An 11,820-nucleotide genomic window follows, 5' to 3' on the forward strand; every position below is an offset into this window, starting at 1 on the left:
GGCTGACTCCCCTTTCTTTCTTATCACATCATGATTCTGTAAACTTTTCCGTAATATTAGCGTACAGACGCAAGCATCTGCTGCAGCTTGTCACAAAGCGCTTGAATGGTTACATTTTTCATCCGGTAGCTGACACGATTGGCAATCAAACGGGTCGTAATCGCAAAAATCTCTTCCTGCTCCACGAGTCCATTATCCCTCAGTGTTTGCCCGGTCTCAACCATATCCACAATACGATCTGCAAGACCGATTAAAGGAGCCAGCTCAATGGAACCGTTCAGCTTAATGACCTCTACCTGCTGACCACGCTCACGAAAAAATTGGGAAGCCACATTGGGATATTTCGTCGCTACTCTTGGGTTCAATACCGGTTGCCAATCGGGCAAGCCAATAACGGACATCCGGCAACGTGCGATACCCAAATCCAGTAGCTCATACACATCACGGTCTTCTTCCATTAATACATCCTTGCCCACAACCCCGATATCAGCCACGCCATACTCCACATAAGTGGGTACATCGACCGGTTTAGCCATAATGAATTCCATATTAGCCTCAGGCACTGGAATGATCAGCTTTCGTGAATCATCCATATCCTCAGGAATCAACAGACCCGCCTCGCGAAATAACCGGGAAGCCTGTTTATAGATACGCCCTTTGGGCATCGCCACTTTCAATACATCCTGCATAGTCCCGCTCCTTTATTCAAACTCTATAACATCCCCATAAGAAACGCCGTTCACTACAAACGTATCGTCATCCAGCCGAACAGCTGCCAATTGTCCATCTTCTTCAGAAAGCAGTCTGGTCTCAACCTTCGTGCCTTCCCGCGCACGCAGCTCCTTGGCTGTCCGAAAGGCAGCTTCTCGCCCACTAGCTTTATAAGCTATCAATACACGGAAGCTGGATTCGCTAGGCTGCTTGCTGACCACTTCCAAAATCCGGTTTGTTTTAAGCGCAAATCCCGTAGCTGGAGCTGGTCGTCCGAATTGCGTAAGCAAATTATCATACCGACCGCCGCTGCACACCGGAAAACCTAAATCAGCTGCATATCCCTCAAACGTCATACCCGTATAATAGGAAAAGTCTCCGATCATCGTTAAATCAATCAACACATGCTCACTGACACCGTAAGCCTTTAACACATCCCATACCTGACACAAATGTGCTATCGATTGCTGAGCTACCGGATCCTTTGTAACCTGTCGAGCCTGGGCACAGATTTCCTCGCCGCCACGCAATCTCAGAATACCTTCCAGCTCTGCTTGCAGCGCTTCGCTTAAACCAAGTGCCTTGATATGTTCCCGATAGCCTACATAATCACGATTCAATAAACATTCCTTCAGACTCTGCTGCTCATCCTTACGCTCCTGAAGTGTTTCATTAAAGAGCCCTGTCAGGAAACCTACGTGGCCAAGCGCAATCTTGAAATTCTTGACCCCGGCCGCTTGCAGACTCGCTATCGCCAAGGCAATCACTTCCGCATCGGATTCTGAGGATGCATCCCCTACAAGCTCAACACCAGTTTGGAAAAACTCTGCATCCCGTCCCGCTTCCGCTTCAATCGCACGAAATATATTCGCATGATACGAAAGTCGTATTGGAAAAGCTTGCTGCTTCAACAGGGAGGATACGACGCGTGCAATCGGTGCTGTCATATCGGAACGCATCACAAGCGTCGTCCCCTTGCGGTCCAATAATTTAAACAGCTTCCGATCCTCCGTAGAGCTAGCTACCCCCACCGTATCATAAAACTCTAATGTTGGCGTAATAATCTCCGAATATCCCCAACGCTCCATACAGTTCAATACATTCGTTTCAATGGTCCGCAATTTAGCTACTGCCTCCGGAAGATAATCCTTGACTCCGGTCGGCTTTTCAAATACCTTTGGTTTGGACACCGATCTTCACCCACCTATATCCTGCTTAATTATTTTTCCGTTTACTTTAGTGCGATAGTGTGCTACCATACTACCAAGTTAAAGAATATAATCGTTAGTGTACCATCGAAAGTGTCTAACGTCAATACAGAATTGACCGTACATGTACGGCAAATTGTATTCAGGTGGAGCTTATGAAATAATTCCCAATTGGGAATCCTATATATACGTAAAGCACCTATTATACTGGCATATCGTACATATCCATATCTCCTAACATGTTTGAAATATTACCTGATTGAGTAATGATTAATAAGGAAAAGTCTCGTTATAATCTATTTGTGGAGGCAAGAACATGCAGCTACCTGAAATCAGGCCGGATCGGTTCAAAAGGTTGTTTTTAAATAATAAGTTTGTTTTATTTTTGCTAACCCTGCTGTTGATCGGTCTTAACATCTTTGTCCTGAACAAAATTCCTTTTGTATTTAAACCGTTCATTGTGCTTGTCAAAACTGTCCTGCTGCCGCTGATTTTGACAGGAGTCGTATATTATTTATTAAATCCGATTGTCGATCTGCTCGAACGTAGAAATATGAAGCGAATTTATTCGATTATCTCACTTTACATCTTGATTCTTGCCGTCATTACGCTTTTGATTCTTGCTGTTATCCCCGTCATTCATACGCAAATTATGGAGCTCGTTCATAATTTTCCAGCTTACAGCGAGCAGGTTCAGCTTAATTTTGAATCGTGGATAGGGAACGACATCTTCAATCAAATTCAGCAAACGACCGGCTTCAATCCAAGCGATTGGACCCAAACCATAACCCAGCGACTGAGCTCTTTTGTTAGTCTCGCTGGAGCCAGCATCGGAAGTTTTATTGGTTTTATTACCGAAACCTTGCTCGCGATTGCTGTCGTTCCTTTTATTTTGTTCTACTTGCTTAAAGAAGGTAAACGATTACCCGATTACATACTAAGCTTCCTTCCTAATTCGTTTCGTAATCAGACCTTCGAGGTCATGTCCGAAATGAACCATCAAATCAGTACCTATATTCGTGGCCAGATTATTGTCAGCTTTTGCATCGGATTTCTGCTCTATATCGGCTATTTGATTATCGGTCTGAAATATTCTCTGATTCTTGCCATTATCGCTGCTTTTACCAGTGTTGTTCCTTATTTGGGGCCCGCCATTGCGATTACACCGGCTCTCATCGTTGCAGCTGTCACCTCTCCCGTCATGCTGCTCAAAATGATTGTTATCTGGACCATCGTGCAGTTAATAGAGGGTAAATTTATTTCGCCGCAAATTATGGGCAAAACTTTGAAAATCCATCCGATTACGATCATTTTTGTCATTTTGACGGCAGGTAACCTGTTCGGACTCGTGGGAATTATTCTTGCTGTTCCTGGCTACGCTGTGCTTAAGGTCATCGCTTCCCATCTGTTCGACTGGTTTAAAAGACGATCAGGGCTTTATCGAACTTTTGAATAAATTGTTTGCTGTAAATATATAGGTTTACTAGAATACATAACAAAGAGCAGTACCCAGCTATTTAGGCTGGACACTGCTTTTTTTATTATTCCTGGAGATCAGCAAGATTTACTCTTACATCTTGACGTATCACCTGCAGCGGATTACCAGCCACAAAGCTGTAAGGTGCCACATTTTTATGCACGACAGAACCTGCGCCTATCACCGCATGGTCTCCAATCGTCACACCTGGAAGAATGGTTGTATTAGCCCCGATCATCACATGAGAGCCAATACGCACCGTTCCTATGCGGTATTCTTTAATTAAATATTCATGAGTGAGAATTGTCGAATTATAGCCTATGATCGTATTGTCCCCGACCTCAATACGCTCTGGAAAAAACACATCGACCATGACCATTAAAGCAAAGGAAGTTTGATGTCCTACCCTCATCCCCAGCATATGACGATAAATCCAACGCTTCATAGGAAGTGACGGCGTATATCTCGAAATTTGAATGCATACAAAATTACGAACCGCCTTCCAGCGGCTAACTGTCCGATACATTTGCCATAGCGAATTGGGTCCATCTACCGGAAACTTATCCGTTTGTCTCAAGCGATTTCTCCTCGACTCCTGTGATCTTAAGCAATTCCTTGATGTCCTGTATGATATACGTAGGGCTGTACTGCTGCAAATACGGAATTCCTTTGAGTGACCAGGCAACAGCTACTGCAGGAATACCTGCATTATGGGCTGCCTCTATATCGTAATGACTATCTCCGACCATGACAGAACCCTCTGCGTCAGAGTCCAGCTCCTTCAAAGCTTTGCGTATACCTTCCGGATCAGGCTTTGGCCATTTGACATCCTCAACCGTAACGATTGTATCAAAATAATCATATAACCCGCACAACCTTAAACCCATTTCTGAAGTAATTCTAACCTTGCTTGTGACAATTCCCATTTTGATGCCTGCCACATGCAGCTTACCCAGCGTTTCACGAACACCCGTAAACTCTGTCACCAGCTCATCATGCTTTTCAATGTTAAACGTCCGGTACTTATGCACCAGATCACCTACACTGTCTCTACCTGAAAAAAACTTCATTTGTTCGATTAACGGTCGACCCATGTTAGGAATAATATGCTCCCTGGTTACCGGCTGTTCGGTAATACCTTCAAATGTATGCAAAAACGACTGTATAATCAGCTCGTTCGTATCGATAATTGTTCCATCAAGGTCAAATAATACGGTATGAATCATGTGTCTGAATTGTCCTCCCTAATTTTCATTACCCTCCCAAACCCTCCCTATAGGGAGGGCCCCAAAGGGCTCTGCCCTCTGGACTCCCTTGGAGCGTATGCAGACTTTATGTGTTCTCGGGACGCTGCCGTCCCTACGGGACACGCTTGACTTGGGTGGGGCTATATCGTTTGCTGACTGACGTGTATTCGGGACGCTTTCGTCCTTCGGACACGCTGGACTTTGGGTGATGCTGCTTTCTCACTGCCATGTTCATTAGACGCATCGTCCCTGCGGGACACGCTCTAGCTGGGCCACTTATTTTATTCAGAAGGTTTGTTTGGCTTATTTTCTTCCTTCTCAAGTTGAACGCTCTGAACTTCCGCAGATTCTTTATTTTTATCAGAAACATGTTCAGCATGCTCGGCCACAATTTGATCTGCCGAAGGTGGGGTAACTACCGGAATACCTGTTAGAACAGGTACCGTAGATTGTTCTGACGGGTCAGATGACGCTTCCTCCACATATCCAATAGGTCGGATAGGATCGGAATAACGTTCCACTGATGCACCGCTTTTTCTACGGTACATCATAAATACCACGGCGAATATGATGATCAATATCGCAAGCAGCTGTGAAATCCGGACATTGCCGCCATAGGTCATAAAGCCCGATTCAAAGCCTAACGCTCGCATAGGCGCCCATAAACCGTTCATCAGGGAAGCCAGCCAAGCAGGTCCAGTGAAATCCAGACTATCTGTTCTTAAGCCCTCCACGAAAAACCGGACAATCGAATACCCAATGAAATAACTTAAAAACAGCTCTCCCGCGCGTAAAAACGGCCGTCTGCGCAGCACTAGCAAAAGCAATAAAACAATAAAATTAAATACCGATTCATATAAAAAGGTCGGATGATAATATTGGCCATTGATCAGCATCTGATTCACAATAAAATCCGGCAAATGCAGTGAGTTTCTTAAAAACGCCTCACTTACAGGCCCTCCATGGGCCTCCTGATTAATAAAATTCCCCCAGCGCCCGATAGCCTGACCGATAATCAAACCCGGTGCACACACATCAGCAATACGCCAAAAGCTGTAGCCCTTGCGACGCGTATAAATCACTGCACAGATAACGGCTCCGATCAGTGCGCCATAGATAGCGATCCCGCCATGCCAGACCATAAATACCTCGGATAAATTATCCCTGTAATCCTCCCACTTGAAAGCGACATAATAAATACGCGCGCCAATAATAGCCGAAGGGACTCCAAGCAGCACCAAATCCATATAGAAATCTGGATTCATCCCAAAACGCTTACCTTCTCGAATAGCCAATAATAAGCCCATTAAGGCCGCCGTTCCCAAAATAATACCGTACCAATGCACCTGTAGTGCCCCGATTCCGAATGCAATCGGATTCATTGCCAACCACATGTTGTTCTCCCTTCTGAATGCCGAAGCCTTCTCTTATTCCATATCATCCATATCCTCGGCTAATGTTTCCGTAAGCTTGTTTGTAAACTGCAGCGCAGCATTATAACCCATCCGCTTTAACCGATAGTTCATGGCTGCTACCTCGATAATAACCGCCAGATTTCGTCCTGGGCGAACCGGAATCGTGACCAATGGAATATCCGTTTCTATAATACGTGTTGTCTCTTCATCCAAACCTAACCGATCATACTGCTTGTCCTGCTGCCACGTTTCCAGCTTAATCACGACTGAAATTTTCTTCAAATTGCGAATCGCACCAGCACCGAATAAAGTCATCATATTAATGATACCCACACCACGGATTTCTAACAAATGACGGATCAGCTCCGGCGCATTACCCACCAGCACATGATCAGCCGTTTGACGAATTTCAACTGCATCATCCGCAATCAACCGATGTCCACGTTTTACCAGCTCCAGCGCAGTCTCGCTTTTACCTATACCACTGGAACCGGATATCAAAATCCCAATCCCGTATACATCAACTAGAACGCCATGAATCGTTGTGGATGGCGCAAGCTTGTTTTCCAAAAAACCTGTAATTCGGCTTGCCAAAATCGTAGTGGACTGAGGTGTACGCAGCACCGGAATCTGTTTATCATTTGCAGCGGCCAACAGTTCAATCGGCACATCCAAACCACGGCTAATTAAAATACATGGTGTCTCCTCTGGCGCGCACAGACGTGTCATCCGATCCATTCGTTCCTCGGAGGACAGACCGTGAAAGAAGGTCAGCTCGGTCTTTCCTAGAATTTGCACACGTTCCATAGGATGGAACTCATAATAGCCTGCCATCTCTAATCCAGGGCGGTACAAATCTGCTACGGTTATCGGTCTTTTCAGTCCTCCCTCACCGCAAATGACTTCCAAATGAAATTCCGCCACAAGATCGGACACTTTTACTTTTTTAGGCATCTCTCTTCCGTCTCCTTCATTTTCCCGATAATTCCATCGTATATAAAATACCGTCATAAATCAACTCATGCAGAGAATTCCAGCTCAATTTCCATCAAATTTCAATAAAAAAAGACCAGTCGCTAAGACTGGCCTTCCTCGTTATAGGCAAATTATGATGTGAAAATGGATAATGTCGATTCTTTATCGAAGAAATGAACTTTATTCATGTCTACAGCTAATTTTACATTTGTATTTTCTTTGAAGCCTGCACGGCCGTCAACACGAGCAACGACGCTGTTTTTGCCAATACCAGTCAAGTAAAGGAACATTTCATGACCCAAGTTCTCAGCAACTTCGATGTGTGCATTAACAACGGAGTTAGGGGAAGCTTCCAGGAATACTGGCTCTTCGTGAAGATCCTCAGGACGGATACCCATAACTACTTCTTTACCCAAGTAACCTTTTTCACGTAAGAATTTCGCTTTACCTTCTGGCACTTCTACGTTCACGCCATCAGCTTTGAAGTATACGCTGTTGTTAGCATCTGTAAAGTTTCCAGTAATGAAGTTCATCGAAGGCGATCCGATAAAGCTCGCAACGAACATATTTTTCGGGAAGTTGTAGATTTCTTCTGGTGTATCGGCTTGTTGAATAATTCCTTTTTCCATAACAACAATACGATCGCCCATTGTCATAGCTTCGGTTTGGTCATGCGTTACATAGATAGTTGTAACTTCCAAACGTTTGGACAATTTACTGATCTCAGCACGCATCTGTACGCGAAGTTTGGCATCCAAGTTGGAAAGTGGCTCATCCATTAAGAAAACTTGTGGCTCACGTACAATCGCACGACCCAAGGCAACACGTTGACGTTGACCCCCGGAAAGAGCTTTTGGTTTACGATCAAGCAAATGTGTAATATCTAGAATTTTGGCTGCATCACGAACGCGAGCGTCGATATCAGCTTTTTTGAATTTACGAAGTTTAAGTCCGAACGCCATATTTTGATAAACACTCATATGAGGATACAAGGCATAGGATTGGAAAACCATCGCGATATCGCGGTCCTTAGGTGCCACGTCGTTAACCAAACGGTCGCCGATGTAAAGTTCACCCTCAGTGATTTCTTCCAAACCTGCAATCATACGAAGAGTTGTGGACTTACCGCAACCGGAAGCGCCTACAAGAACGACAAACTCTTTATCTTTGACTTCAAGGTGGAAATCTTTAACTGTTGCTTCTTCTGCACCCGCGTATTTTTTTACGATATGGTTTAAGCGTACACCTGCCATGGTTCAATTCCCCCTACATATTTATGATCAATTTATATCCTTATCTTACCCTACCAATCCGTTTGTGACTATGCACAATCCTCACAAAAAAATCACTTTCTTTTCGTTACTTTGTACAATAGCAGAGCAATCTTGACCAATACCGCATCATTAAATGTACGAACATCCAAACCTGTCTCTTGTTTGAACTTGTCCAGTCGGTACAAAAGCGTATTTCTGTGAATATAGAGCTTCTTGGCAGTTTCGCTCACATTGCAATCAATTCGGAAAAAATGCTCCAGTGTCGTCATCGTCTCTGAATCCAGGGCAACGTCAAGCCGCTTCAATACACGTTCCAGGAAGCTCGTCTTATCTGCCTCAGGGATCTGATGAATGAGCTTTTCCAGCTGCAAGGACCATGGCAAATGCATATTGCTTCCTACATGGTAGGTACGACCTAGCATAATGGTCTCACGCAGCTGCAGAACACTTGCATACAGCGACTTAGCCGGCAAAATAGGATAGTGAATAGCCAGATGACATTCTCCGATCCATTCATTCTCCAGCATGGCGTGCAAGCCAAATCCGATCGCCGCAAGCGTATCCTCCAGACTCTCTTCATCCCCATTATCACGCTCATCAGCCGCATCGATCGATAGCATTTTCTCGGAGCCAAGAATCAACCATTCCTTATCCATCAACGGAATCAAAATCATCTCCGTATCAAAAAACGACTCCAGCAGCTTTTTCAGCTCCTGATAACTGACTCGTTGTGATTGTGAATAATCGCCATAGAGCAACAAAGGAATTTTGGTGGAATACAAGGAAAGCTGCGATACCAGGGTGTCAGGCATTTCTGCATGAACAAGCCCAAGCTCCTGCTGCTGTTTGAACCAGTCTTTTACCATGGCTGCCTTACGCTCTTCCTCACTGGTCGATGAGGTGTTTTTCTTCTCCTGTAAGCGCCGTGTTTCGAGCATGAGCTCTACGAGCTGCCGTTCTGCCAATGTCACACCTTGTGCCGATACCAATAAAACAAGCGCATCCTGAGCGTCCTTGTGAACAAAAAAGACCAGTTGATCCTCTTCAACAATGCTTTTCGTTGGAGTTCCCTTGTCCTTATCTTCGGAATCAACCCGATTCAGCCAATACTCCCAAGTCCATTTGGATAAACGTACAGACCCTTTGAAAATCTGCTCCAGCTGCTGCCTTAATGGCTCCCAGTCCATACTTGAGCCCCCAACCTATTTTAGTTTAACAAAGTTAGATAAATAATGTTGTTCTGGTCTACAGAGCTTGTGATCCTATCTTTATCATAGCAAAATAGCAATAAACAACCAAGTATCAAACAAACAAAATCACCCTGCGCAGCTTGCACAAGGTGATGTCTCCGATTCACAGCCTATTTAATCAATCACCCTACGAGCCGTTACATAATGATCTTTCCACCAGCCGCTGTCGATCGTACTGTATTTAACCCCGCCTTCTCCATAAGTATGTACCATCATGCCATCACCGATATACATGCCAACATGACCAATCTTGCCATTGGAATCCTTTGTTGTGAAAAATACAAGGTCGCCCGTATCCAAATTACTTTTGCTGATGAATTTACCTTCCAGTGCCTGATCCCGAGAAACGCGCGGCAGTGAGATATCATACTTGGCAAAAATCCATTTCATAAAAGAGGAGCAATCAAATGTCTGGGTTTGTCCATATTTGGCACCAAAAACGTAAGGAGTCCCCAGATACTTTTGGGCTTCAAGCACCAGCTTGGCTCGTACCTGATCGTTGGCCGACAGAATTCGGCGTGCTCCAATAAATTCGCTGCGAAACGTATTAACAGAGTAAGTGACCACTTCGTCCTTGGATTTTGATGCCATTACGAGCTTATCGTTACCGATATAAATCCCCGATGAGCTTGGTGTATTATCTTTCCCGAAAAATAAAACATCCCCTTCAATCACACTCGATAACGATTTAATCAGCAGTTTATTCATATTAAATTGGTCGTTCAAAGTTCTCGGCATCTTATAATCAAGCATCTTATATACGTAATAGTTCAGTCCCGATGCATCAAAGCCTTTAGCTATCGTTTCCTGACCTGCTGCATAATCTTTACCAACCAGCTTTTTACTCAATGACACCGCATCCATATCATCATAGGCAGCATAAGCTGATCCTGCCATAACCCCACTCAAAGTCACTGCCATAACAACGGTGATACCTGCAGCTCGTAACATACTGCCTTTCGTCATCATTAATTCCCTCCAATTTCACATATGTTATCCATATTTGGGCGATTTCTATTCCCGTAGCAACACATTACCATGGAAAATATGTGAGATTCATTGAGCAAAATGTACCTCAACTCTGAAAAGGTTGGGGCCCGGTCCACAATCAGGAAGGTTCGCTTGCATCAACAACTACAAATCATACACTTTTTAAATGCTGATGACTAAACCGAAGGGATCTTCATAGAATAAAGCCTCTCATTTTACAATTTCTCAAAAAGTATGCTACAGTTTAATTAAATGCTTTATAACAAAATAGGTTTAAGCACAAGAACTACGACTTCATTTAAAAATCAAGGAGCTGCTTCCTATGGCCATAGTCGAAATCACCATAATCCCGGTCGGTACCTCATCCACCAGCCTGAGCGCTTACGTCGCCAATATGCAGGTCGTGCTCGCCCAGATGAAAGAGCCCATCAGCTATCAAATGACGCCAATGAGCACAATTATTGAGGGTGATCTCGATGATTTATTCAAGGTCATACGCCGCTTGCATGAACTTCCCTTTCAAAAGGGAGCAGAGCGTGTTTCCACTTCCATTAAGATTGACGATCGTCGCGATCAACCGAGCTCCATGCGGCAAAAAATGAAATCTGTTGAATCTAAGTTGATTCCGTGAATCGATTTAATGAATTCCAAATATCCAATAAAGTTTGCTAGTTCAAAAATATGCGAAAAAAAGAGACCTTCGCAGGTCTCTTTACTTTCTGTATGGATGAGACATGTAGGATTCGAACCTACGACACCCTGATTAAAAGTCAGGTGCTCTACCAACTGAGCTAATGTCTCAAATCATGGTGGAGGATGATGGATTCGAACCACCGAACTCAGAGAGAGCAGATTTACAGTCTGCCGTGTTTAGCCACTTCACTAATCCTCCATAATGGATGATGCTGCTTGTGCCGTCGAGAGGACTTGAACCCCCAACCTACTGATTACAAGTCAGTTGCTCTACCAATTGAGCTACAACGGCAAGTTTGAATGATGTCCTTCAACAAGTATGTGAAGTAATCAACATTATTATTCTTCATAACAGTAAATGGTGGAGGCTGACGGGATCGAACCGCCGACCCTCTGCTTGTAAGGCAGATGCTCTCCCAGCTGAGCTAAGCCTCCATAAGTTAACCAAATCAAGACGAATCATAACATATTTCATTATGTAAAATCAATAATAAAATAAGTGGTAGCGGCGAAGGGAATCGAACCCCCGACCTCACGGGTATGAACCGTACGCTCTAGCCAGCTGAGCTACACCGCCACA

11 protein-coding genes and 5 tRNA genes are annotated in these 11,820 nt (G+C 44.2%); 2 read left to right on the forward strand and 14 right to left on the reverse strand.

All coding sequences use genetic code 11. The annotated features are described in order from the left end of the window. Positions 1-56: 56 nt before the first annotated feature. Both hisG and BK127_RS13360 read right to left on the reverse strand, forming a co-directional pair. Entirely contained in the window at positions 57-689 is a 633-nt protein-coding gene (hisG, locus tag BK127_RS13355; protein WP_076230601.1) for an ATP phosphoribosyltransferase, read from the reverse strand. A 12-nt stretch (positions 690-701) separates the two neighbouring features. Beyond that, positions 702-1,901: an ATP phosphoribosyltransferase regulatory subunit gene (locus BK127_RS13360; protein ID WP_076230603.1), complete on the reverse strand. Its 1,200-nt coding sequence runs from the start codon at positions 1,899-1,901 to the stop codon at positions 702-704. A gap of 334 nt (positions 1,902-2,235) precedes the next feature. Between BK127_RS13360 and BK127_RS13365 the strand changes: the two genes are divergently transcribed. Continuing rightward, the gene (locus BK127_RS13365; protein WP_076230605.1) at positions 2,236-3,375 is read left to right on the forward strand and encodes an AI-2E family transporter; all 1,140 of its coding nucleotides are present in this window, start codon (positions 2,236-2,238) and stop codon (positions 3,373-3,375) included. A gap of 85 nt (positions 3,376-3,460) precedes the next feature. On the opposite strand, the gene BK127_RS13370 is transcribed toward BK127_RS13365, so the two are convergent. The 7 genes from BK127_RS13370 to BK127_RS13400 all read right to left on the reverse strand — a co-directional run bounded on the left by BK127_RS13370 (position 3,461) and on the right by BK127_RS13400 (position 10,523). Next, positions 3,461-3,973, reverse strand: coding sequence for an acyltransferase (locus tag BK127_RS13370; RefSeq protein WP_076230607.1), 513 nt, complete (start codon positions 3,971-3,973; stop codon positions 3,461-3,463). Then, positions 3,957-4,622, reverse strand: coding sequence for a pyrophosphatase PpaX (gene ppaX / locus BK127_RS13375; protein WP_076230609.1), 666 nt, complete (start codon positions 4,620-4,622; stop codon positions 3,957-3,959). Before ppaX ends, BK127_RS13370 begins: the two co-directional genes overlap by 17 nt. Positions 4,623-4,924: 302 nt before the next feature. Then, positions 4,925-6,037: a prolipoprotein diacylglyceryl transferase gene (lgt, locus tag BK127_RS13380; protein ID WP_083689276.1), complete on the reverse strand. Its 1,113-nt coding sequence runs from the start codon at positions 6,035-6,037 to the stop codon at positions 4,925-4,927. 33 nt (positions 6,038-6,070) lie between these two features. After that, positions 6,071-7,012 (reverse strand): HPr(Ser) kinase/phosphatase, encoded by a 942-nt coding sequence (hprK, locus tag BK127_RS13385; protein WP_076230612.1) that lies wholly within the window; start codon positions 7,010-7,012, stop codon positions 6,071-6,073. A 152-nt stretch (positions 7,013-7,164) separates the two neighbouring features. Then, entirely contained in the window at positions 7,165-8,286 is a 1,122-nt protein-coding gene (locus BK127_RS13390) for an ABC transporter ATP-binding protein (protein WP_076230615.1), read from the reverse strand. Positions 8,287-8,378: 92 nt separating this feature from the next. Then, complete coding sequence (locus BK127_RS13395) at positions 8,379-9,494, reverse strand: PucR family transcriptional regulator (RefSeq protein WP_076230618.1); 1,116 nt, start codon at positions 9,492-9,494, stop codon at positions 8,379-8,381. A 177-nt stretch (positions 9,495-9,671) separates the two neighbouring features. After that, positions 9,672-10,523, reverse strand: a complete 852-nt coding sequence (locus BK127_RS13400; protein WP_179097472.1) for an NlpC/P60 family protein — start codon at positions 10,521-10,523, stop codon at positions 9,672-9,674. Positions 10,524-10,869: 346 nt separating this feature from the next. Between BK127_RS13400 and BK127_RS13405 the strand changes: the two genes are divergently transcribed. Next, the gene (locus tag BK127_RS13405) at positions 10,870-11,178 is read left to right on the forward strand and encodes an MTH1187 family thiamine-binding protein (RefSeq protein ID WP_076230621.1); all 309 of its coding nucleotides are present in this window, start codon (positions 10,870-10,872) and stop codon (positions 11,176-11,178) included. 97 nt (positions 11,179-11,275) lie between these two features. Here BK127_RS13405 and BK127_RS13410 read toward each other — a convergent pair. The 5 genes from BK127_RS13410 to BK127_RS13430 form a co-directional block, all read right to left on the reverse strand. Further along, positions 11,276-11,348 (reverse strand) — tRNA-Lys (locus BK127_RS13410). Between the two features lie 6 nt (positions 11,349-11,354). Next, positions 11,355-11,439: transfer RNA gene (locus tag BK127_RS13415), tRNA-Tyr, on the reverse strand. Positions 11,440-11,459: 20 nt separating this feature from the next. After that, positions 11,460-11,532: transfer RNA gene (locus tag BK127_RS13420), tRNA-Thr, on the reverse strand. Between the two features lie 67 nt (positions 11,533-11,599). Beyond that, positions 11,600-11,675 (reverse strand) — tRNA-Val (locus BK127_RS13425). Positions 11,676-11,740: 65 nt separating this feature from the next. After that, a tRNA-Met gene (locus BK127_RS13430) sits at positions 11,741-11,817 on the reverse strand. Positions 11,818-11,820 lie beyond the last annotated feature (3 nt).

It is taken from the genome of Paenibacillus sp. FSL H7-0331, from assembly GCF_001956045.1.

What these genes read in the sequence shown, in the direction of transcription:
- hisG (WP_076230601.1), bottom strand. Translation starts at nt 689, where the DNA reads ATGCAGGATGTATTGAAAGTGGCGATGCCCAAAGGGCGTATCTATAAA.
- BK127_RS13365 (WP_076230605.1), top strand. Translation starts at nt 2,236, where the DNA reads ATGCAGCTACCTGAAATCAGGCCGGATCGGTTCAAAAGGTTGTTTTTA.
- ppaX (WP_076230609.1), bottom strand. Translation starts at nt 4,622, where the DNA reads ATGATTCATACCGTATTATTTGACCTTGATGGAACAATTATCGATACG.
- lgt (WP_083689276.1), bottom strand. Translation starts at nt 6,037, where the DNA reads ATGTGGTTGGCAATGAATCCGATTGCATTCGGAATCGGGGCACTACAG.
- hprK (WP_076230612.1), bottom strand. Translation starts at nt 7,012, where the DNA reads ATGCCTAAAAAAGTAAAAGTGTCCGATCTTGTGGCGGAATTTCATTTG.
- BK127_RS13390 (WP_076230615.1), bottom strand. Translation starts at nt 8,286, where the DNA reads ATGGCAGGTGTACGCTTAAACCATATCGTAAAAAAATACGCGGGTGCA.
- BK127_RS13395 (WP_076230618.1), bottom strand. Translation starts at nt 9,494, where the DNA reads ATGGACTGGGAGCCATTAAGGCAGCAGCTGGAGCAGATTTTCAAAGGG.
- BK127_RS13400 (WP_179097472.1), bottom strand. Translation starts at nt 10,523, where the DNA reads ATGACGAAAGGCAGTATGTTACGAGCTGCAGGTATCACCGTTGTTATG.
- BK127_RS13405 (WP_076230621.1), top strand. Translation starts at nt 10,870, where the DNA reads ATGGCCATAGTCGAAATCACCATAATCCCGGTCGGTACCTCATCCACC.